We start from the raw sequence: 20,885 nt of genomic DNA, 5'->3' as shown, positions 1-20,885 counted from the left end.
GCTGCGCCGGGATCAACCGGCGCGCCGCACGCACCCTGCATACAACGAGAACGTCTCATGAGCGAAATCAAGGAAATGCCGCTGGTCGAACTGTCGGCAAAAGACCTGCCGGCGTATTGCCCGAACCCGGCCATGCCGCGCTGGAGCGCGCATCCGCGTGTCTTTATCGACGTCACGCATGGCGAAGCCAAGTGCCCGTACTGCAGCACGCGTTACAAGCTGCGCGACGGCGAAGTGGTCAAGGGTCATTGAACACGGCGCACTGAGCACTCATTGCTTGTGACGCCGCTTGCCGGGTCGGCGGCCGCTTCGTTGCGGGTTGCGCGCGGGTTGAGTTGCGGGGCTCGCTTCGTGATCGGCTGCAGGTTGTTCCACGGCGAGGTTCGTCGTTGTACGAGCCGGCGCTGGTCGTGCAGCAGACAGTGATCATGCCGGAGCGAATGCGCAACCGGTCCGAAAAGCAGGCACGTCACAGCAGGGCCGCCACCGCAGCGCGTCCGGTCATGCCGGAAATGCGCCACGCGGCTTGCGGCTTTTTCCCTTTTACTTATCCGAAAGCCACGCGCAAAACCTGCGCGGGGTTTCGTTTCGACACCGGACACTCACTCTGATGCGTCGCGCGTTGGTTATCGCACCGAACTGGATCGGTGACGCATTGATGGCGCAGCCGCTGTTTGCGCGCCTCGTGAAATTGCATCCGCGCATCGTCATCGACGCGGTCGCGCCCTCGTGGGTCGCGCCTGTACTCGAACGCATGCCGGAAATTCGCGACGTCTACGCCACGGATCTCGCGCACGGCAAGCTGCAAATGCTGCGCCGCTGGCAGCTGGCGAGCGACTTGCGCGATGTCGGCTACGACGCCGCCTACGTGCTGCCGAACTCGCTCAAGTCGGCGCTGATTCCGTGGATGGCGGGCATCCCGCTGCGCATCGGCTATACCGGCGAGAGCCGCTATGGCCTGTTGAACGTGCGTCACGCGAATCCGCGCAAGGACGAGCGCCCGCCGATGGTCGGCCAATACGCCGCCCTCGCCTACGCGCCCGGCGCCAAGCTGCCCGACGACCTGCCGATGCCGCGCCTCGACGCGGACCTGAACGAAGCGTCGCGCGTCTCGGCGCGCTTCAATCTCGACACGCGCGTGCCGCTGCTGGTGTTCTGCCCGGGCGCCGAATACGGGCCGGCCAAGCGCTGGCCGCCCGAGCACTTCGCGTCGCTCGCGCAAATGGTCGGCCAGTCGTTTCCGTACACGCAGATCGTCGCACTCGGTTCCCCGAAAGACGCGCCGCTCGCGCAGGCCATTGCCGAGCGAGCGCCGAACGTGCGCAACCTGTGCGGCCAGACCGCGCTGGGCGAGGCCTGCGCGCTGATCTCGCGCGCCAACGCGGTCGTCACCAACGATTCCGGCTTGATGCACGTGGCCGCCGCGCTGCGCCGGCCGCTCGTGGCCGTGTACGGTTCGACCGATCCGCGCCACACGCCGCCCTTGTCCGAGCTTGCGAAGGTACAATGGCTTCATCTCGAATGCAGCCCCTGTTTTGAGCGCGAGTGTCCGCTTGGTCATCTGAACTGCCTGAAGCAGTTGAGCGCCGAGCAGGTATTCGGCGATTTGCGCGGCATGTTGCTGGCGCAACGCTGAACGCGCTGACACTTGCACGCAACACCGCACGCCCTGAGCGCGTCGCGTCATGTTCGCGCCTTGCGGCGCGGGCATTCTGGCGCTCGGGTGCGATGGTCCGGTGCCCCGGACTGTCCCGCTGACCGCTGTCCCGCAACCGCGCGCCGCGCACAAGAGACTGACGAGCCATGCCACGTTTTGCCCATATCTTCGAAGCCGCCGCCGATACCCTGAACGCCTATTACCAGGCCGTCGCCGAGGTCAATATCGACAGCTTGATGGGTCTGTGGATCGATGAAGAGTTCGTCAGCTGCATCTGCGCCGACGGCTCCCACCTGCACGGCCTCGACAGCATTCGCGCGGGCTTGCAGATCCAGCTCGAAACCGCGCGGGTTTCCATCGAACCGCTCGATATCCGTGTCTACGACAGCCTCGGCACCGTGGTCTACGCGATTGCCGAATTGCACCGGCCGGCCGACCCGAAGGCTACGCCCGCCATGGTGTTCACGACTTATGTGATGGTCCACGAACGCGGCGAATGGCGCATCGCGCACATTCACGCGAGTCCGATGCCCAACGAGGCCGCCAGCCAGTTCGCCACGAAGATGCGGCATGGCCAGGGGTCGCTGCACTGACGCGCGCCGCGCGTTTTACTTTCTTGTTTTGAAGCAGGCATGAGCACGCCCCGCAGGAAGTCCCTTTTGGGCACGACGCACGATCAATCCGCTGCTTCCGGCACTGCGCGCGCCGCGGCCGCCGTCGAGGCGACGGTCGAAGCCGCCGTCGAGCTGCTCTACCGCGCGCCGCTCTGGCTGCCGAACCGGCATGCGCAGACCATCGTCCCGTCGCTGTTCGCACGCCGTCCCGCCGTCTCGTTTCGGCGCGAGCGCTGGGACACGCCCGACGGCGATTTCATCGACCTCGACTGGGTGCAACACGACGCCCAGCTTGGCGCCGCATCTCACCTTCCCGCCGACACCGCCCCGCTCTTCGTACTGTTTCACGGCCTCGAAGGCAGCTCGGGCTCGCACTACGCCGCCTCGTTGATGGCGGCCGCGCGCGAGTACGGCTGGCACGGCGTCGTGCCGCACTTTCGCAGTTGCAGCGGAGCGTTGAACCGCATGCCGCGCTTCTATCATCTCGCCGACAGCAATGAAGTCGATTGGGTGCTGCGGCGCTTGCGTGCCGCGCATCGCGGGCCGATCGTGGCGGCCGGCGTGTCGCTCGGCGGCAATGTGCTGCTGCGCTGGCTGGGCGAACAGCGCGAGGACGCGGCGTCGGTGATCTCGGCCGCCGCGGCGATCTCGACACCCATCGACGTGCATGCCGGCGGCCGCGCGTTGTCGCAAGGCTTCGGCCTCGTCTACACGCGCAGTTTCCTGAAGACGCTCAAGCAGAAGGCCGACCAGAAGCTGGTTCAGTTTCCGGGCCTGTTCGATCGTGACGCGATGCTCGCGAGCCGCACCATGTACGAGTTCGACAACGTGGTGACCGCGCCGCTGCACGGCTTTCGCGATACCGACGACTACTGGAGCACGGCGACCACGCGTCCCCTGCTGCCGCATATTCAGGTGCCGACGCTGGTGCTGAACGCGCGCAACGATCCGTTCCTGCCGGCTGCGGCATTGCCATCGCGGCATGAAGTCTCGGCGGCGGTGGAACTCGACCAACCCGAGCATGGCGGCCACGCCGGCTTTATGACCGGGCCGTTTCCGGGCCGCATCGACTGGCTGTCGCGGCGCGTGCTCGGCTATCTGGAGCGACACGTCGATCATGGATGACATCGTCAAGCAGGCCTTGGCCAAGTGGCCGAACGTACCGAGTTGCACAGGGTGGCTGATGCTGGACAGGCGCGGCAACTGGCGGATGCGCGACGAGGCCGCGCAGGCAAGTGGTTCGCCGGGCACGCCGATCCGCCACGAAGCGTTGCTCGCGTTCATCAACCGGAATTACGACGCTGACGAGCGCGGGCAGTGGTATTTCCAGAACGGCCCGCAGCGGGTGTACGTTGAGTTGGGCTATACGCCGTGGGTGGTCAGGCTATCGGCCGGTGCCGACGTTGAGGCGCGCAGCGTGCTTGCTTTGCATGATCAGGCTGGCCGCCCATTTGAGCCGACCGCAGTGTTCGTCGATGAAGAAGGCGGCATTCTCTTTGCCGATGGCGCAACGCCGCCGAGAGTCGCCGTCTTGCACGACCACGATCTGGAAGTGTTCTCCGATCACGCAACCTTGGCGGACGATTCAATGAGCGGTGAGTTTCGCTGGAACCAGCAGGTTGTATTGCCGCTGCAGGCTGTGCGGCGAGGCGACGTTGCCGCGCGGTTTGGGTTTGTGCCGAGTCCGGCGGCTGCGGGCGCTTAAGCACTAGCCTGCGCGCGGCGCCGCGCTTCGACGAGGCCAGTGCGCTGAACCCAGTGAAGCGCCGGCAGCCACGCGACGCTCAACTCTTCTCGTCCAGCCGCTCCTCCCGATAGCGGCTTTCCATCTCATGCAGCCTCGCGTCGACGGTCGCGAGGTCGTAGTAGCCGATCGTCTTCAGATCGCGCGCGTCCTTCAATTGCCGGATCGCCGAAAGCCACGCTCCCTCGAGGGCGAACTTCTCGGCCATCGCACGATGCTGTGTCAACGCGTCGCCCGTGCCCGCGCTAGCCTGGGCGAGATATAACCACCAGGCCGGCTGATCGGGCTGGGTACGGGTCTCTTTTTGCGCAAGCGCCTGAGCATTGGCAAAACGGTGCAAAGTCAGCAAGGTGCGGATATGCATGTCGATGGCGGCATTCGACTGCGGCCAGCGCTTCTGCGCCAGCTCGGCCAGACGCGCGGCCTCGTCGTCGCGGCCGGCGCGCCGCGCGATGTCGGCGGCCAACACGTCGAGGCTCGGCGAACTGCGCGCCGTGCCGCCCTCGGCCTGCTCGCCCGTCGCGAAGGCCGCGCGGGACGACACCAGCGACGCCGACGCGTCGTCGTAACGTTCGAGCAGCATCTGCCCGTACGCGATGCCGTACCAGTTCGCCGCGACGTTGACCGCCGTGCGATCCTCGATCTCGGAGCGCAGGCGCGAAATCTCGTCGCCGTACTCGCTGCGCGAGCGTTCCTGCAGCAGCCGAGACCGTGCCCGCACAAACCCATACTCGGCCGATTGGTGCGGCTGCCGGTAAGGCGCACGGCGCGCACGGTCCTCCATGTCGGCAATCCGTTCGCCGGTCAACGGATGAGTGCGCGCATACGCCGGAATGCCGGTGTCGCTCATCGCGGCACGATCGAGGCGGCCGAAAAAGGTCGTCATCGCGTAGGGATCGTAGCCAGCGCCGGCAAGCAGCAGAAAGCCGACGCGGTCCGCCTCGTGCTCGGCGGAACGCGAGAAACGCAACTGGTTGTCGACCGCATACGCCTGGCCGCCAATCGCAATCGCGCTGCCCAGGTCGCCGCTATGCGCGAGCACGCCTGCCAGCACACCGAACAATAGGCCCGCGAGCGCCGCATAGGTGCTGCGTTCGCCGGTCGTGATCATGCGCGAGATGTGCCGCTGCAAGACGTGTCCCATTTCGTGACCCAGCACCGATGCCAACTCGGACTCGGTCTGCGTGGCCACGATCAGGCCGGTGTTCACGCCGATAAAACCGCCCGGCAGCGAGAAGGCGTTGATCTGCGGGTCGCGCACCGCGAACAGATCGAAGTCCGGACGATATCCGCCGATATACAGCGCGCTCGCCGCCGCGGCAAGTTTCGCGGCAACCGAGTTCAAATAGTCGCGCACCAGCCAGTCGTCGAGATAGTCGGGGTCGCGGCGCAGTTCGCGCATCACGCGCTCGCCGAGCTTGCGCTCGGCTTGCGGCGTAAGTGAGCCGGAACCGCCGTTGCCGAGATCGGGGAGCTGCTGCGTGACGATCGGTGCGCGCCAATTGGTGTTCACGCCGGTATTGCCGGAGAAGCGGCTCTGCGCGCCGCCGTACACGCCAAACACGCCTTGCGCGATATCGGACGGCACGAGCGGATCGGCGTAGGCATCGGACGGGCCGCTGACCAGCGGCGGCTCGGCGGGCAACGAGTTGAGCGCGATGCTCGACCCACCGGGCGGTTGCGCGAACGCGCCCGGCGGCGCGGCCAGCGCGACAGACAGCAACGCAGCGAGGAACCGTTTCGGACGCATCGCGAGGTTGAGTTGACGAAGTCGAAAGCGACGCCCGCCGCTCGGACTAAGATAGCGGGCATGGGGCAATTGTAGTCAGTCGTCGCGGGAATTCATGTGATTCGTGTCATGGCGATTTGGGCGATTGCCGCGTCGCCTGCGCCGATCGCGAGTGATGGCGCGGGACCCTTTGGTCGTTGAAACCGCACCGCTGTCGTGCGCCTTTGCCGCACTGCTATGATAGGCGCCCTCGTAAGGAGCCCAACCATGCCTGAACTCACTCATTTCGACGCAGCCGGCCAGGCGCATATGGTGGACGTCGGCGGCAAGCAGGAGACCAAGCGCATCGCCGTTGCGCGCGGCTCGATTCGCATGCTCCCGGAGACGTTCGCGCTGATTCGCGACGGCAACGCCAAGAAGGGCGACGTGATCGGCATCGCGCGGATTGCCGCGATTCAAGGCTCAAAGCGCACTGCTGATCTGATTCCGCTTTGTCATCCGCTCGCGCTGACGCGCGTGAAAGTGGATTTCGAACTTGATGACTCGCTGCCGGGCGTGCATTGCACGGTGCAGGTTGAAACGCTGGGGCGAACGGGCGTGGAGATGGAAGCGTTGACTGCCGTGCAGGTCGGGCTGCTGACGGTGTACGACATGTGCAAGGCGGTGGATCGCGGCATGACGATCACCGATGTGAAGGTGCTTGAGAAGCACGGCGGGCAGTCGGGGGATTGGGTGGCGGCGGGTTAACGCATTCTCTTATGAGTCTTAATTCGACGCTTTCCCCAACATTGTCGCATCGCCACTTCCTGACGAAATTGCTACGAATCTGACTTCTGGCATACGAAACACCGACCTTGTCCAAAATCTGTCCAAGTTGGAGACAGGAATGGCATGGATTCGAAAGAGAGATAGCAAGTGGCAAGCACGTGTGTGCCGCGCGGGATACCCGCTTGAAACAAAGTCGTTCAACATCCGCGTTGATGCCGAACGATGGGAGGATCCGTCGAGACCGAGATGGATCGTGCGAGCTTTATCAGTCGTAGCAAAGCCGAAGCGAACACGCTCGAAGACATCATCAATCGCTACATCGCTGATGTATCTCCGACGCAACGAAGTGGTGCTGACGCGATAATCCGGCTGCGTGACACCTGTCGCAATACACTGGCAAAACTCAGCGTGGCGGCACTAACGCCGAGGGCTGAAGCGGCCTATCGCGATGAGCGACTGAATGAAGTGAAGCCCGCCACGGTGATTCGAGAACTGGCGCTCCTATCAGCCATCATCAACCACGCCCGCCGTGAATGGGACATCAACACACCGATCCTGTCGAGTTGATCCAAAAGCCGCCCTCACCCCAAGGCCGGGCTCGGATACACACGTCAGAGGGAGAGGCACGGCTTCTTCCGGCACTGGCCCCGACTGGTCGAATCAACGTGTGGCTGCTTCCGGTAACCGTTCTGAGCTTGGAGACGGGCATGCTACGCGGCGAACCGGTCGAACTTCGATGGTCGAACGTCAACCTCGAAGCCCAGACTGCACACTTACCCATGACCAAGAACGGGAAGGCCCGGACAGTTCCGTTGTCCACAAAAGCTGTCGGCATCTTGGCTGCGCTTCCGCGATCTATTGATGGTCGGGTTATCCCGGTCAAGGGTGTAACGTTGCACGCGGCATTCAGGAAAGCGTGCAAACGTGCGGGGATCGCCGACTTCCACTTGCATGACCTACGCTATACGGCCATAAGTCGATTGACCCAGAAACTGCCGAATGTCATGGAAACTGGCCGCTGTCTCGGGCCCCCGCAGCTTGGCAATGTTGAAGCGGTACTACCATCCATCAGCAACCGAGTTGGCGCGAAAGCTCAGCTGACTACGCTCAAGGACGATACTTTACGGGTGTCGTCCGCTCTTCAGACCATAGCAAGCATTTCTCCCAAAATCGCTTGTCGCTTAAGTCGGTCGGCAGATACTTCCCCCAAACCTTGGCAAACGCCGACTATTTGTTCGAAAACATCCGTCGCTGCTTGGCCGTGTTGTCCCATCACGTTGATGATCTGCTGTGCCGCCTTTTCCACCTGCCTAGAGTTCAACGGCACCACATCTTTTCCCTCGCCCGTTATCGCGCGTACCAGTGTCAGCATGTGCCACTTGAAACGCTTCATGTTTTGCGGGACCGTGCTGTTCGACACCAGTAAGTTGAACCTATACATAGTCACGCACGCAGCGTAGAAGACAATTTCCTTGGTAGTGTCAGCGAATATGGTCTCGGTCAACTCTTCATACATCTGCTTGGGGTAACGTGCGGCCAGTTCGGGCCGGTTACAAAACATCGCCGCGACACACTTCGCAGCATTATGTAGAGAAAAGATTCTCGTCGCGGGAATGTCCTGACCGACGTACTGCCGGTCTCTGCGTTCCAAATACAGACGACTTTCAGCGCCATCATAGGTATTGAAGTACTGTTCGACGCGTTTGATGATGGGCCGCAACGATAGAAACTGCGTATCCTCAACCTTCGTCTGGCTGTTTGTGGCACGCACCAGTTCGGAAAACACATCCTCAAGCTGAGTCTTCACAATTTTAATGTTGACCATGACATCGCCGAGAGCCTCACGATTCTCGAACAGTACGTTTGATGTCTGACAGCCGTTCACAATCTGGTAGTTAGTCAGATGAAGCGTGGTCCCTTGAAGCTTCACGTCCGGGCTAACAATCGTAATGCCATTATTCAGCACGGGAAACGACTTGCGGCTTCCGATCCGAGTGTCGCAGCGATTGACTGATTTACGGGATTATCGTGCCCCAAAAACGAGCGAACATTTTCCTCAAACACCTGTGTTCGCAGGTTTCCGTCCTCCGTCACCAGAAGGTTGTTCACAAAGTCGCTGGCACGCACAACGGCGAGATAGGCTTCATCGATCCCAGCAATATTCGGGAGCGCGGCGGTGCTGAATGCAGGTAGGCTGGCGTTGATACCTGAGTACGTGCCGACCCACAAACGGGTCAATTCATCGCGATCAATGAATCGCACATCGATGTCATGAAACAGGCCAAGGGCGTCAAGCTGCGTCAGGAAGTCGGCCAGCGCCGTCTCAAGCGCAGCCGGCTTTTGATATTGCCCGGTAGTAACGAACCGAGCCGTCAACGACGGCTTGCCATTACGCACCTTTGGCACTTCCTTGAGGACAACATCAAACATCTGTCGGGCGTCCAACAGCACTTCGTCGGTAGCGGCATACGGCGTTTGAGTCGCAAATCGAAGAATACCTTCCTTAAATTTGAGGAACTCACCAAGATCAAAGCTTTCGGAGCGCTTTGCCTGCACGAACAGAACGTCTACGTCGTGGTTGCGGCGTTGCGATGCAAAAATCGCTTGCGCATCCTCGACAGAGGGCGTCACCACCTCATCGATAACGACCGCCACGCCGTCAATGCCCTCGTCGCCCGGCCCCGTAGACACATCGTCTAGATCGAAGGTCGCGCTGAAGCGACTGGAAAGCACGCAGTGCGTTGCAAACTTCTCAAATTGCTTGGCTTCGTCGTCCCCTTCAAGTCCAAAACTTTGCACAAAGCTTTCCAAGTGCGCTTTTACGATTCGGTGCATTTCGTCTCCCCAAGAAGCGACATAGTCTATCCAAAAACGCTTCCGGAATCACACACTCGTGGTCTCCATAAATCGACCGATCAGTGGTTCGACGATTTCAAAGCCCCGCATCTGCGCCAGCCCCAAACCGCACCCAGCTAGTCCGCACGCGACCGCCGCCGACGTATCGTGTCGTGCCCAAATAGGATCGCAGTTCGTGCGACATCTTCGAACGAACCTTCTGCCAGTGCCTTCCGGGTATTCCAAATGGTATCGAGAACGTCGCCAGTCCCTCGCGGCTGGGCCGTCTTCCCGAAACCCCGGAGAACGTCCAGTTCGGCCAGAAAACCCGTCCGCTCTCGCTCATCGGACCAGACACTGTAAATCTCTTCGAGACGCTGATCGGCCCATGACCATGGATCAGCCTTCGCCGACAAGATCCGCGCGCCACTGGTAATAGAACGCACAAGCGACGAGCGCGCGGGAATGTGCGTGCGTCGGCAACGATTGCAGATGGGCGTCAAGCACCTGAGCTTCATCGGGACCGGTATGTTGCGGTCGCCGACCATTGCAAATCCGTCACGCAGTCAGTGTATCGGGTGTACCACTCGCCCCGATCAACTGCCCGACAGTAGCTTCCGGCCGCTGAATGTCGAGACGCGGCAGTGACTTGATGATCTTCATCGTTTCGAGACGGAAAGCTGTTGAATCGACTGTGGCGACGGTCTGACTTGTTCGGCATGCCTTAAGCCAAAGATGGCTAACATCGATCAGCGACTATATCTCACATACCAGTCCGCAGTCTTCTGCGCCAACCAGCTTTCATACTGCGCAATGTGCTTCACCAGGCCTCGTACATCAGGCAGCAGAATAATTGCAAACCCGCCATGACTGCGATCAATCTCGCCAATCATCACTTGTTCGGCGTCGCGCCCATCACATGACATTAAATAGAGAGCATCGTGTCCCCGGATGCGTTTTGCCGCCCAATGTGCGAACAAATTCCGAAACGGTCTTCGAAATTCAAGTTCATCCAGACGCCCAACCGTACCAGGAATGTCTTCGACGGCAGGGTCCATCCGAGAAACCGCCGTCACCGCCATCTTCACCAGATCAGACGGCACAATGCGCTTTTTCTGCGGAACCAGACCTGCGTGAACAAATAAGGATACCGATCGGCGCAGGTTGAACTCGATAAAATTAGACGCCTGAATGAAAGCGCCGATCAAGACCAGATCGTCTGGACATAGATTCTCTAGGTGCGCCAGCGGATCTTCGCCCAACGCTGCGGCAAGACTTTCAATTTCCACGGTTGCGTATGACGTTGGCAATGTCATATGGAACTTGCAAAAGGTTAGATACGGCTACCCGCTGCACTACAGGCGGCCTTGGCTGCTAAATGTCGAAGCTTTGAACTGTCTCCCATCTGATCTCCCTTTCCCGGATTTTGGTTCAAGGCATGTCGGCATCTGTCGCCCATTCCCATTATCGCTGCGTGGCAACAACTACAGCATATCTAGCTGAATCGCATCAACGACACGGTCAAACGTCGAATGGACTTGCAACTTCACCTCCAAGAACCCGGTCGTTGGTCTTTGTTGGTCACTACGCGGTTGCCACTCGGCGAAATCCATCGGTACGCCATCGGTGCAAATCTTCGTACCGGGCAGAAAGGTAGCCTTCTAGTCGAGCCAGTTGAAGAAGCCTGTTCCACTAATGCCGACATATCGTTCAAGTTGCTGGCATACACGTTCTTCCGCACACGTGATCGCAGAGCACTGACACTCCTCACCCTCTCGAACCCGGATGGTCCGGGGTTTATTGAAGGTCCCCATGAAGGTCACCACCCATCCGAAGCCATTAACGTCTTTCCCGTTGTCGACGAGATAGTTGGTGAACCAGTCGATTACCTTCTTGTCAGCGATAGTTATCTCCCGCATCAAGGTGGACTGGCTGTATGGGCTCCGTCACAAAGTGAAACGTTAAGGCCAGTCGCCCCCATCGAATGACATCTGCTTCCCATCGGGTACCAAAAAAACCCCCTGTCTACCGGGTCAGTATCAATCAGAGAAAGCGCTTGCACGCCGTAACGCGCACATTTCGCAAGCGCCGGTTTAGTGAAACCGCAACGTGAGACTAGGACCTCGAAGTTGGCGTTTAACGTCCTGCGCCTTGGTAACGAATGCATCAACCACTGGTGTGTCAACCTTGCCGCGCAAGTCCTTACATTCAATGATCCCCAACATCGACTGACCCGCGAACGTCCCCCTAACAACCACATCGAATTGCCGTCTTTGGCCGAGTCGGTCAATTAGAAATTCGTTATGCACCACCGTGGCCAGTGGATCGATTTGCGACTGAATCGCGGCAACCACTTTCTCGAAGGCGGTGCCGGGCTGTTGAGTTTTTTGGCGACTTGACTACTTCATCTGGCAATCGAATTAGGGACGCATGGGAAGTATTATGCCTTTGGGCCAATCTGCCGATACCGGACGGGATCGCGAAGCATACGACATCAACTCCGCCTGAACCTCTTCCAGCAGACCGGCAACATCGCGGCATCGAGACTCACATAGTGCCGGTGCAGTACGTCACCACGCTTCGGCGCATATCCAAGGACGCTGTTGATCGCGTAGACTCACGTCCAGCGAATGGTCAGAGATTGTGGTCCAAGTCTTGTCCAAACGCTGTCCAAGTTCGCTAACCGATTTGGACAGGATCGAGCGCATCGGGAACGGTAAGTCTTTGATTTGTAAGACCGTCAGCGCAAGGCTACGGACGGAAAGCAGAACGTGCAAGGCGGTGGATCGGGGAATGTCGATCACCGATGTGAAGGTGCTTGAGAAGCACGGCGGGAAGTCGGGGGATTGGGTGGCGAGTTGACGACTGCCTGCGTCGTCAACCCGCGCCAACTTTAAAGCCTTGAGGCCTTGAGGCCTTAAAGCCTTGAAGCTTTAAAGCTTTAAAGCTTCGAAGCGAACGTAGCGCTCACTCCTCGTCGCTGTCGTCGTCCCCGTTGACGTCGGCTGCTGGTATACCGTAGCGCTTGACCAGTTCCGCCTTGAAACCGGTCAGCGCTTTCTGCTCGTCGCAAAGCTGGTACACGTAACTCAGTTGCGATGGCCAGTCCTTCAGTTCCGTGGCAAAAATCTTCAGGCGTTCGACAGTATCGAGTGCCCCGGCCTGATCGCCGCTCAACGCTTGCAGCACCGCATAGCGACGCAACACGGTTTCGCCCGGCAACAATGCCATGGCCTGTTTGTGCATGGCGAGCTTCTGTGGCAGATCCGTCGAATTCATCGGCAAAAGCGTCGCCAGACCATATTCGCCCCACGCCTGGAACAGGAACGACGGGTCCGCGCGATATTGCTCGGCGGGACGCTGGCCGTAGTACAGCACCTCGGCGCGCGCATAGTCGCGATACACCGGATACAGCGCGGCCAACCCGCCGAACACCACCACGGCAAAGACGCCGAACGACAGCCGTGCGGGCACGAACCGCAGCGGCCGCGTTTCCAACAGACCGAACACGAACATCGCCGGCAGCAGGAAGAACATGTACTGCTGCGGATATTCGACCAGCGCGTGCATGACCAGCACACCGATCAGCGCAATGCCGAATACGCGTGCCGAACTTTGCGGCGCGCGCACCACGCGCACGAGCCACGTAATCAGACCGAACAGCACGATCGCCAGCCCGACCAAACCGGTCTTCGCGAGCAGGTCGATGAAAATGTCGTGCGAATTGTTGGCGATCTCGACGCCGCCGAGCGACTTTGCAAACTGGTACTGATAGCTCGGAAATTCGCCCCAACCGACGCCCAGCAGCGGATGTGTCTTGAACATCGTCCAGCCGTATTTCCACAGCGCGAGGCGCGGCGCGATCTGGCCGGCGTCCTGAAAACGTTCCGCCGCGGACTGCCCGAGCTCCAGGTGATAGCGAACGTTGGCCCAGCGGATCAGCGCGTTGATCACGAAAAACAGTACGGCCAGCGCAATTGGAATGATCCACTCGCGGTTGCCGCGGCGTACCTGCGACTGGTCGCGCATCTGCGCGAACGCCATCCAGAAACCTGCCACCACGATCACACCCATCTGCAGCCACGGTCCGCGCGACACGGTCAGCGCAAGGCCCACCGCGAAAATCGTCGACACGAGGAACCAGATGCTTACAGCGATTCGCCGCGTTTGCACGAGGAACAGCGCGCCCGCCATCGCAAACGCGATGTAGGTGGCGAGGTGGTTAGCCTGAGCCATGTTGCCGAACGGCCGGCGCTCGACGGTCACGTTATAGGCGACCACGAGCGGCGACACGCGCACTTCGAGGTGAAACAACTGGATGATCTGGCAAAACACCGCAAACAGCCCGCCGACGATCAACGCCCCAGCCGCCCAGCGCAACGCGGTCTCGGTGAGCTTGGCACGCGTGAAACCGTAGCCGGCGTGCGTCGCCATGAAGGCCGCCAGCAGATAGCCGCCGCCGAGCCAGTTCATCGAAGGCTGCGAGACCGGCAATACCACCGACTGCGCGACCAGCAGCAGCCCGAACAGCAACGGCACCAGCGCGACCACCGGCGAGGCGAACGTCACACGCGGCTTGGCGCTCGCCACCAGCAGCACGACACCCGCGCCGGTCACCAGGTACAGGGCGAGTGCGGTGAATTCAGCGTAAAAGGTCGGAATCGGATACGTATGGTTGACAACTGCATAAGGCAGCACCAACGCGAGAGCCAACAAATTGAAAGACAGATAGCGCGCGAAAGGGGTGGGCATCGAGGAACCGGTGGGCGTCAGCAACCGGCGCACTATACAAAAAAATCCTCCTGCTGTGCGCCGGCCCGGCTGAAATATCCCAAAAATCAGCCTTTTACGTGCGGACGACTGCGACGCCGCCTCACTCGCGCGGTTATCGCGCGCTCATGTCGCATTCGTTCACGAACGGCACTCCGGTGGGGCGAGATTCGACGGCAACGTGGGCGCATCGGTGGGTGCCGGACCTGCGCCCGGCGCCGGCAGCGAGGACGCCGCTTTGCCGCCCGCGAAACATTCCCACGTGAGCGCACCCGCCTGCACCCCGCCCTTGCTCAGCGCGACGCGCGCAGTCGGCGCATCCGCATTGTCAGGCACCGACGGCACGAGCGTGAGCGTGTTCGAACCAACGGCTGCGACGCGCGTCGTGAAGGCGACGGTGATCTGGCCGGTGTCGTCGTCGACCCGAATGGACTCGACGTTGCGGGTGGCGGGCGGCGACGCATAGCCGCCGCTGAACGTGTTACCGCTCGCGGCGTTTTCAGCCACCGCCAGCCGCGCGGACGCCGCCAGCGAGAGCCCTTCGCCGACGCGGCTGCGAGCCAGATAGTCCTGATACGCGGGAATCGCATAGGCGGCGATCACGCCGACGATCGCGAGCACGATCATCAGTTCGATCAGCGTGAAACCGAAGCCGAGGCGTCGGCAGGCACGCGCGAGCCGCGCGGACCAGCCGGCCCGGCAAGATCGTGAGCGCGTGGCCAGCGAGGATTGGGAGTACGGGGAATAAGGCAAAGTGAAGATCATCGGCAGGCTCCTGAAACGAAAACGCCTGCCCCACGGATCGGGAACAGGCGTATCAATCGTAGCCAGCGGCGTTCGTGTCAGACAGTCAGCCGAATGGCTAACGTTGCAGCGCAGTTCGACTCACGTCGACACCGGAGCGTGTCTCAAGCCGCCGCACGATGGGCATTGCGGCGCTTGAGCAGATAGCCGAGGACGACGACGAACAACGCCCCCGCGATGCTCATGCCGTATTCGGCCCACGGCGTATCGAGGACCGGCCAACGATCGCCTGCCGGGTCGTTGATGATCAGCCCGCCCGCGATCCAGCCCAGCAGCGCGGCGCCGAGCGTGATGACGATCGGGAAGCGGTCGAGCAGCTTGAGAACCAGCTGGCTGCCCCACACGATCAACGGAATGCTCACCACCAGGCCGAAAATCACCAGCGCCAGACGGTGCTCGGGATCGGCAGCCTCAGCCGCGCCCGCGATCGCGATCACGTTGTCGAGGCTCATCACCGCGTCGGCCACGATGATGGTCTTGATCGCCGACATCAGCTTGTCGGCCGGCTTGACGTTCTCATGCGGGTCGTGCGCCGGCGCCATCAGACGCACGCCGATCCACAGCAGCAACAGTCCGCCCGCGAACTTGAGCAGCGGCACATCGAGCAGCGCGACCGCGAACGCGATCAACGCCACGCGCAGCACGATCGCGCCTGCCGTGCCCCACAGCACGCCTTTCGTGCGTTGGGCCGGCGGCAAATTGCGGCAGGCCAGCGCGATCACGACCGCGTTATCGCCGCCCAGCAGAATGTCGATAACGATGATCTGGATGACGGCGCCCCAGTGGAGCGTGGCGAAGAACTCGAGCATGATTGAAAGAATAAGAAGAAATGCGGCGAGCGGCCAATAAAAAAGCGGAGGAGTCTACACTCCCCCGCTTTTTTTACCGCGCGCTCACGAAAGGACTTCGTAAGCGTATCAAAAAACGCGCCGTGACAGCACGCGAATTTCGATTTACAGCATTGCCTTGAGAAGACGCGCCATTTCCGACGGGTTCTTCGTGACCTTGATGCCGCACGCGTCCATGATTTCCAGCTTCGCTTCAGCGGTGTCAGCACCGCCCGAGATCAGCGCGCCGGCGTGGCCCATGCGCTTGCCCGGAGGCGCCGTGACGCCGGCGATGAAGCCGACCACCGGCTTCTTCATGTTGTCCTTGATCCACTCCGCAGCGTTCGCTTCGTCCGGACCACCGATCTCGCCGATCATGATGACGGCGTCCGTTTCCGGATCGTCGTTGAACATCTTCATCACGTCGATGTGCTTCAGACCGTTGATCGGGTCGCCGCCGATACCGACTGCCGACGACTGGCCGAGGCCGATCGCCGTCAATTGACCGACTGCTTCGTACGTCAGCGTGCCCGAACGCGACACGACGCCGATGCGGCCCTTGCGGTGGATGTGACCCGGCATGATGCCGATCTTCAGTTCGTCCGGCGTGATCGTGCCCGGGCAGTTCGGTCCGAGCAGCAGCGTCTTGCTGTTCTTTGCGCGCATGCGTGCCTTGAGCTCGATCATGTCACGGACAGGAATGCCTTCCGTAATACAGATCGCCAGATCCAGATCGGCTTCGACGGCTTCCCAGATCGCAGCCGCAGCACCTGCCGGCGGCACGTAAATCACCGACACGGTCGCGCCCGTTTCAGCCTTGGCTTCAGCGACGCTAGCGTAGATAGGAATGCCTTCGAAGTCTTCGCCGGCACGCTTCGGGTTCACGCCCGCAACGTACGCTTCGCGGCCGTTTGCATATTCACGGCAAGCACGCGTGTGGAACTGACCGGTCTTGCCGGTGATGCCCTGCGTGATGACCTTGGTGTCTTTGTTAATCAGAATCGACATGTATTGACCTCTGTTCGTTTGGCGTCATGCGGCGGCGCCGCGAGGCGGAATGTTCTCGCCCGCAGCGCGTGCACGCCGCCATTCGTAATCCTGGTGAACGCGCTCGGGAACGGCTTACGCCTTGCCCGCAGCGGCCGCGACGACCTTCTGAGCCGCTTCTTCCATGCTGTCAGCCGCGATGATCGGCAGACCGGATTCAGCGAGCATCTTCTTGCCGAGGTCTTCGTTCGTGCCCTTCATGCGGACCACGAGCGGCACCTTCAGCGAGACGGCCTTAGACGCTGCGATCACGCCTTCCGCGATCACGTCGCAACGCATGATGCCGCCGAAAATGTTGACCAGAATCGCGGTCAGGTTCGGGTTCTTCAGCATGATCTTGAACGCTTCCGTGACCTTCTCGGTCGTGGCGCCACCGCCCACGTCCAGGAAGTTCGCCGGTTCGCCACCGAACAGCTTGATGGTGTCCATCGTTGCCATTGCGAGGCCAGCGCCGTTCACGAGGCAGCCGATGTTGCCGTCGAGCGAGATGTACGCGAGGTCGAACTTCGAGGCTTCGACTTCAGCCGGATCTTCTTCGTCCAGATCGCGATACGCGACGATTTCCGGGTGACGGAACAGTGCGTTCGAATCGAAGTTGAACTTGGCGTCCAGCGCGATGACCTTGCCGTCGCCGGTCAGGATCAGCGGGTTGATTTCGGCCAGCGATGCGTCGGTTTCCCAGAATGCCTTGTACAGGCCTTGCAGGATCGCGCGCGCTTGCGGCAGCGAAGCGGCGGGCACGCCGATCTTCGTGGCCAGTTCGTCGGCTTCAGCGTCTTTCAGACCGGTTGCCGGGTCGACGGCGATCTTGTGGATCAGCTCAGGCGTCTTTTCCGCGACTTCTTCGACGTCCATGCCGCCTTCGCTCGATGCCATCACGACGATCTTCTGCGAGACGCGATCGATCACGAGGCCGACATACAGTTCCTTCTTGATGTCAGCGCCTTCTTCGATCAGCAGGCGATTCACCTTCTGGCCTTCCGGACCGGTCTGGTGCGTGACGAGCTGCATGCCGAGGATCTGTTCCGAGTACTCGCGAACCTGATCCAGCGACTTGGCGACCTTCACGCCGCCGCCCTTGCCACGGCCACCCGCGTGGATCTGAGCCTTCACGACCCATACCGGGCCGCCGAGCTCTTCCGCGGCCTTGACCGCATCATCCACCGAGAAGACCGGCTTGCCGCGCGGTACCGCGACGCCGAATTTCCGCAGGATTTCCTTACCCTGGTACTCGTGAATCTTCATGCGTGATTCCCTTCAGTCTGAGAGTTGGATTGAACTTCGTTTCCGCTGCCGTCGTTCATGCCGGACGCGTTGCCGCCCTCGCCTGTCTGGCGGACTGCCCCGTCGCCTGACGATGCCGCGCGATCCGCTGTATACGGAGCGCGGCCATACCAGCGCGGATAAAACTGCTGCACCGCCTCGCCGTCGAAACGCAGCGCGTGGCAGCGTCCCAGCTGGAATGGCGGCTTATCGTTGGAATGCTCGCCTGTGCTGTTAGACGATCCGTCTCCTGAACCTGCGTTCGCGCCCGGCGTGCTGTCACCGGTATCCCAGACTTCACCCGCGAATGCCTGAATCGCAGCGGTCGGCAGGATCGCGCACAGCTCGGTGAGATGCGTGCAACCAGCCGTGCCGCCGAGCAAACGGGCAGACTCACGACGGAAGTTTTGACGGAGATTGAGCCCGATGAGGGCACGGTAGGCGGGATTGCTGGCTTGGCACAAACCTGGATAGGGCACCCAGTCGGACGACGCCTCGGCGTCGACGACATTGAGCTTGCGATCGATGGTGATGCGAAGCCAGAGTTCATGGATCGGCTGACCATTGGGCCGGACGCCCGACGCAAGCATCACGTCACGCGGTTTTTCGTCAGTCAAGCACGCTTCCACATCCCACAGGCCATCGGCTCGCTCATAGGCTTCCGCTCGGATTGCGCGACGATGGCGCAACTGACGGGACACGGGCTGGGAGAGCGGCATGCGGGAAGGAAAGGCCGGATTGGAAAACCCACGAATTTTAGCATACTGGGTATTTGAGACAGGGCGGATCGCGCAGGGCCGCGCCATGCGTGGCTGAGAGGGAAACGGACGGTCCCAAAGGGTTTGTACGCGAACGACGGACGACGCGGCTACTCGCCGCTCCACTCCTCGTCGATTCCCTTGAGGATTTTGCCGATCGTGGCGCCCGAAAATCCGCGCGAGGCCAGAAAGCGCTGCTGTTTCGCCCGTTCGGCGGGCGTTTCGGGAAGCCGGCCGAACTTCTTTTGCCAAACGGCATGCGCACGTGCGAGTTCGGTTTCGCGCAGTTGCGCACTGGCCTCTTCGACGAGCGTCTGGTCGACCGAATGCTGCTTCAATTCGCCGACGATCCGGCTCGCGCCCAATCGCGACGAGCGGCGATGGATCAGGCTTTCGGCAAAGCGCGAATCGGACAGCCAGTTTTCGGCTTCCAGCGAGTCGAGCACGGTGTCGAGCGAATCGGTTTCCTCGACGAACGGCTTCAGCTTGCGCGCCAGTTCGGTGCGGCTGTATTCGCGGCGGGATAGATAGCCGAGCGCGCGGCCTTTTAAAGACCGTGCCGGACGTTTGGATTGTTTGGCTTCGTCTTGCCCGGGTTTCGCCTCGCCAGGAACGCGACGTGAGCGGGTATAGGTGGTTTCGGAGGGATCCGAGCCTACGGGCGGTGGGAATTCAGACTGCGCGCGCTGCGGATTGCGGCCCGCAGCGCGGTCGTGTGCGTCGAACGATTCGAATGGATCGAACGACTCGTCGTCTTCATCACGCGGGCCGTCCGCGTGGCGTCCGGAATCGGACAACGGCCGGCCCTTGCGTATCACGTGATGGTTACTCTTCTTCGTCCGCGACTTCAGCGGCTGCGCCGGTCACGGCTTCCGCCATGGCATTCACGCCCAGCGATTCACGGATACGGTTTTCGATCTCGCGAGCAATATCCGGATTTTCGCGCAGGAATTCACGCGCGTTGTCCTTACCCTGACCGATACGTTCGCCGCTGTAGCTGTACCACGCGCCGGCCTTGTCGACGATCTTGGCCTGCACGCCCAGATCGATGATTTCGCCCTGACGCGAAATGCCTTCGCCGTAGAGAATGTCGAAAATCGCTTCGCGGAACGGCGGCGCAACCTTGTTCTTCACCACCTTCACGCGCGTTTCGTTGCCGATCACTTCGTCGTTCTTCTTGATCGAACCGATACGGCGAATGTCCAGACGCACCGACGCGTAGAACTTCAGCGCGTTACCACCCGTGGTGGTTTCCGGATTGCCGAACATCACGCCGATCTTCATGCGGATCTGGTTGATGAAGATCACGAGACAGTTCGTGCGCTTGATCGTGCCGGTGAGCTTGCGCAGCGCTTGCGACATCAGACGCGCTTGCAGACCCGGCAGCGAGTCGCCCATTTCGCCTTCGATTTCAGCCTTCGGCACGAGTGCCGCGACCGAGTCGATCACGATCATGTCGATCGAGCCCGAGCGCACGAGTGCGTCGGCGATTTCGAGCGCCTGTTCACCGGTATCCGGCTGCGAAACCAGCAACTCGTTCACGTTCACGCCGAGCTTGCCCGCGTACTGGATGTCCAGCGCGTGTTCCGCGTCGATAAACGCCGCCGTGCCGCCGAGCTTCTGCATTTCGGCGACGACCTGCAACGTCAGCGTGGTTTTACCGGACGATTCCGGGCCATAAATTTCGACCACACGGCCACGCGGCAAACCGCCGACGCCCAGAGCGATGTCGAGGCCGAGCGATCCGGTTGAGACCACCTGGATGTCTTCGACCGCCTCACCTGCGCCGAGCCGCATGACCGACCCTTTGCCGAACTGCTTTTCGATCTGTGCGAGTGCGGCAGCGAGTGCCTTGCTCTTTTCAGCCGTCAGTCCAGCCGAGCCTTTCTTGCTTTCTTCCATGAATCGTCCTTTGCTATGATGAACGGCGTCTGAGGCAGATGTGCAGCCCACTTTGAAAGGACAGCACACGAAACCCAGACACTGTATAAAAAAACAGTAGTTTTGGCAAGCACGATTCTCATGCGAACGCGCATTTTTACCGTCGCGCTGCCCAACTACCCACAATA

19 protein-coding genes and 2 pseudogenes are annotated in these 20,885 nt (G+C 61.0%); 9 read left to right on the top strand and 12 right to left on the bottom strand.

Going from position 1 to position 20,885, the window contains the following annotated elements; all coding sequences use genetic code 11:
* Positions 1-57: 57 nt before the first annotated feature.
* The 5 genes from B0G75_RS24010 (at position 58) to B0G75_RS23985 (ending at position 3,976) form a co-directional block, all read left to right on the top strand.
* On the top strand, positions 58-252 hold the full coding sequence (locus B0G75_RS24010) for a zinc-finger domain-containing protein (protein WP_007180502.1): 195 nt from the start codon (positions 58-60) through the stop codon (positions 250-252).
* A 358-nt stretch (positions 253-610) separates the two neighbouring features.
* The gene (waaF, locus tag B0G75_RS24000) at positions 611-1,636 is read left to right on the top strand and encodes a lipopolysaccharide heptosyltransferase II (protein ID WP_012434242.1); all 1,026 of its coding nucleotides are present in this window, start codon (positions 611-613) and stop codon (positions 1,634-1,636) included.
* A gap of 167 nt (positions 1,637-1,803) precedes the next feature.
* Positions 1,804-2,250 (top strand): nuclear transport factor 2 family protein, encoded by a 447-nt coding sequence (locus B0G75_RS23995; protein WP_106311297.1) that lies wholly within the window; start codon positions 1,804-1,806, stop codon positions 2,248-2,250.
* Positions 2,251-2,289: 39 nt separating this feature from the next.
* Entirely contained in the window at positions 2,290-3,396 is a 1,107-nt protein-coding gene (locus tag B0G75_RS23990) for a hydrolase (protein WP_106311294.1), read from the top strand.
* Complete coding sequence (locus tag B0G75_RS23985) at positions 3,389-3,976, top strand: DUF2946 family protein (protein WP_106311291.1); 588 nt, start codon at positions 3,389-3,391, stop codon at positions 3,974-3,976. The genes B0G75_RS23990 and B0G75_RS23985 overlap by 8 nt, the downstream gene beginning before the upstream one ends.
* A 79-nt stretch (positions 3,977-4,055) precedes the next feature.
* On the opposite strand, the gene B0G75_RS23980 is transcribed toward B0G75_RS23985, so the two are convergent.
* Complete coding sequence (locus B0G75_RS23980) at positions 4,056-5,765, bottom strand: M48 family metalloprotease (protein ID WP_106311288.1); 1,710 nt, start codon at positions 5,763-5,765, stop codon at positions 4,056-4,058.
* Positions 5,766-6,011: 246 nt separating this feature from the next.
* On the opposite strand from B0G75_RS23980, the gene moaC (B0G75_RS23975) reads away from it, so the two are divergent.
* From moaC (B0G75_RS23975) to B0G75_RS41865, 3 genes and pseudogenes are all read left to right on the top strand, one after another.
* Positions 6,012-6,491, top strand: a complete 480-nt coding sequence (gene moaC / locus B0G75_RS23975) for a cyclic pyranopterin monophosphate synthase MoaC (RefSeq protein ID WP_106311285.1) — start codon at positions 6,012-6,014, stop codon at positions 6,489-6,491.
* Positions 6,492-6,758: 267 nt separating this feature from the next.
* The gene (locus tag B0G75_RS41450; RefSeq protein ID WP_258194661.1) at positions 6,759-7,079 is read left to right on the top strand and encodes a hypothetical protein; all 321 of its coding nucleotides are present in this window, start codon (positions 6,759-6,761) and stop codon (positions 7,077-7,079) included.
* A pseudogene (locus B0G75_RS41865) lies at positions 7,046-7,444 on the top strand (site-specific integrase); the annotation flags it as partial. The gene B0G75_RS41450 and the pseudogene B0G75_RS41865, both read left to right, overlap by 34 nt.
* A gap of 209 nt (positions 7,445-7,653) precedes the next feature.
* Here the strand turns inward: B0G75_RS41865 and B0G75_RS41440 are convergent.
* The 3 genes from B0G75_RS41440 to B0G75_RS23955 form a co-directional block, all read right to left on the bottom strand.
* Positions 7,654-8,478, bottom strand: coding sequence for an AIPR family protein (locus tag B0G75_RS41440; RefSeq protein WP_258194660.1), 825 nt, complete (start codon positions 8,476-8,478; stop codon positions 7,654-7,656).
* Positions 8,472-9,347, bottom strand: a complete 876-nt coding sequence (locus B0G75_RS41435) for a hypothetical protein (protein ID WP_258194659.1) — start codon at positions 9,345-9,347, stop codon at positions 8,472-8,474. The genes B0G75_RS41440 and B0G75_RS41435 overlap by 7 nt, the downstream gene beginning before the upstream one ends.
* Positions 9,348-10,096: 749 nt before the next feature.
* Positions 10,097-10,663: a hypothetical protein gene (locus B0G75_RS23955; RefSeq protein WP_106311279.1), complete on the bottom strand. Its 567-nt coding sequence runs from the start codon at positions 10,661-10,663 to the stop codon at positions 10,097-10,099.
* Positions 10,664-12,113: 1,450 nt separating this feature from the next.
* Between B0G75_RS23955 and moaC (B0G75_RS23940) the strand changes: the two are divergent.
* Positions 12,114-12,209: pseudogene (gene moaC / locus B0G75_RS23940) on the top strand (cyclic pyranopterin monophosphate synthase MoaC); the annotation flags it as partial.
* A 105-nt stretch (positions 12,210-12,314) separates the two neighbouring features.
* Here moaC (B0G75_RS23940) and B0G75_RS23935 read toward each other — a convergent pair.
* The 8 genes from B0G75_RS23935 to recA form a co-directional block, all read right to left on the bottom strand.
* The gene (locus tag B0G75_RS23935; RefSeq protein WP_106311394.1) at positions 12,315-14,099 is read right to left on the bottom strand and encodes a Wzy polymerase domain-containing protein; all 1,785 of its coding nucleotides are present in this window, start codon (positions 14,097-14,099) and stop codon (positions 12,315-12,317) included.
* Positions 14,100-14,258: 159 nt separating this feature from the next.
* Positions 14,259-14,744 carry a pilin gene (locus B0G75_RS23930; protein ID WP_374956914.1) on the bottom strand — a complete coding sequence of 162 codons (486 nt, stop codon included), beginning with the start codon at positions 14,742-14,744 and terminating at the stop codon, positions 14,259-14,261.
* A 281-nt stretch (positions 14,745-15,025) separates the two neighbouring features.
* Positions 15,026-15,730, bottom strand: a complete 705-nt coding sequence (locus tag B0G75_RS23925) for a TerC family protein (protein ID WP_106311267.1) — start codon at positions 15,728-15,730, stop codon at positions 15,026-15,028.
* 144 nt (positions 15,731-15,874) lie between these two features.
* Positions 15,875-16,756: a succinate--CoA ligase subunit alpha gene (gene sucD, locus B0G75_RS23920; RefSeq protein ID WP_012434251.1), complete on the bottom strand. Its 882-nt coding sequence runs from the start codon at positions 16,754-16,756 to the stop codon at positions 15,875-15,877.
* A 114-nt stretch (positions 16,757-16,870) separates the two neighbouring features.
* Complete coding sequence (sucC, locus tag B0G75_RS23915) at positions 16,871-18,040, bottom strand: ADP-forming succinate--CoA ligase subunit beta (RefSeq protein ID WP_012434252.1); 1,170 nt, start codon at positions 18,038-18,040, stop codon at positions 16,871-16,873.
* Positions 18,037-18,777 carry a DUF2889 domain-containing protein gene (locus B0G75_RS23910; protein ID WP_106311264.1) on the bottom strand — a complete coding sequence of 247 codons (741 nt, stop codon included), beginning with the start codon at positions 18,775-18,777 and terminating at the stop codon, positions 18,037-18,039. Before B0G75_RS23910 ends, sucC begins: the two co-directional genes overlap by 4 nt.
* A gap of 149 nt (positions 18,778-18,926) precedes the next feature.
* On the bottom strand, positions 18,927-19,634 hold the full coding sequence (gene recX / locus B0G75_RS23905) for a recombination regulator RecX (protein ID WP_106311261.1): 708 nt from the start codon (positions 19,632-19,634) through the stop codon (positions 18,927-18,929).
* Between the two features lie 7 nt (positions 19,635-19,641).
* Positions 19,642-20,718: a recombinase RecA gene (gene recA, locus B0G75_RS23900; protein WP_012434255.1), complete on the bottom strand. Its 1,077-nt coding sequence runs from the start codon at positions 20,716-20,718 to the stop codon at positions 19,642-19,644.
* Between the last annotated feature and the right edge of the window lie 167 nt (positions 20,719-20,885).

The sequence above is a fragment of the Paraburkholderia sp. BL18I3N2 genome (assembly GCF_003001875.1).
In the GTDB taxonomy this organism is placed as follows: domain Bacteria; phylum Pseudomonadota; class Gammaproteobacteria; order Burkholderiales; family Burkholderiaceae; genus Paraburkholderia; species Paraburkholderia phytofirmans.
This window is presented reverse-complemented; position numbering and strand designations above follow the sequence as displayed.

What these genes read in the sequence shown, in the direction of transcription:
- B0G75_RS24010 (WP_007180502.1), top strand. Translation starts at nt 58, where the DNA reads ATGAGCGAAATCAAGGAAATGCCGCTGGTCGAACTGTCGGCAAAAGAC.
- waaF (WP_012434242.1), top strand. Translation starts at nt 611, where the DNA reads ATGCGTCGCGCGTTGGTTATCGCACCGAACTGGATCGGTGACGCATTG.
- B0G75_RS23995 (WP_106311297.1), top strand. Translation starts at nt 1,804, where the DNA reads ATGCCACGTTTTGCCCATATCTTCGAAGCCGCCGCCGATACCCTGAAC.
- B0G75_RS23990 (WP_106311294.1), top strand. Translation starts at nt 2,290, where the DNA reads ATGAGCACGCCCCGCAGGAAGTCCCTTTTGGGCACGACGCACGATCAA.
- B0G75_RS23985 (WP_106311291.1), top strand. Translation starts at nt 3,389, where the DNA reads ATGGATGACATCGTCAAGCAGGCCTTGGCCAAGTGGCCGAACGTACCG.
- B0G75_RS23980 (WP_106311288.1), bottom strand. Translation starts at nt 5,765, where the DNA reads ATGCGTCCGAAACGGTTCCTCGCTGCGTTGCTGTCTGTCGCGCTGGCC.
- moaC (WP_106311285.1), top strand. Translation starts at nt 6,012, where the DNA reads ATGCCTGAACTCACTCATTTCGACGCAGCCGGCCAGGCGCATATGGTG.
- B0G75_RS41450 (WP_258194661.1), top strand. Translation starts at nt 6,759, where the DNA reads ATGGATCGTGCGAGCTTTATCAGTCGTAGCAAAGCCGAAGCGAACACG.
- B0G75_RS41435 (WP_258194659.1), bottom strand. Translation starts at nt 9,347, where the DNA reads ATGCACCGAATCGTAAAAGCGCACTTGGAAAGCTTTGTGCAAAGTTTT.
- B0G75_RS23955 (WP_106311279.1), bottom strand. Translation starts at nt 10,663, where the DNA reads ATGACATTGCCAACGTCATACGCAACCGTGGAAATTGAAAGTCTTGCC.
- B0G75_RS23935 (WP_106311394.1), bottom strand. Translation starts at nt 14,099, where the DNA reads ATGCCCACCCCTTTCGCGCGCTATCTGTCTTTCAATTTGTTGGCTCTC.
- B0G75_RS23930 (WP_374956914.1), bottom strand. Translation starts at nt 14,744, where the DNA reads ATGATCGTGCTCGCGATCGTCGGCGTGATCGCCGCCTATGCGATTCCC.
- B0G75_RS23925 (WP_106311267.1), bottom strand. Translation starts at nt 15,730, where the DNA reads ATGCTCGAGTTCTTCGCCACGCTCCACTGGGGCGCCGTCATCCAGATC.
- sucD (WP_012434251.1), bottom strand. Translation starts at nt 16,756, where the DNA reads ATGTCGATTCTGATTAACAAAGACACCAAGGTCATCACGCAGGGCATC.
- sucC (WP_012434252.1), bottom strand. Translation starts at nt 18,040, where the DNA reads ATGAAGATTCACGAGTACCAGGGTAAGGAAATCCTGCGGAAATTCGGC.
- B0G75_RS23910 (WP_106311264.1), bottom strand. Translation starts at nt 18,777, where the DNA reads ATGCCGCTCTCCCAGCCCGTGTCCCGTCAGTTGCGCCATCGTCGCGCA.
- recA (WP_012434255.1), bottom strand. Translation starts at nt 20,718, where the DNA reads ATGGAAGAAAGCAAGAAAGGCTCGGCTGGACTGACGGCTGAAAAGAGC.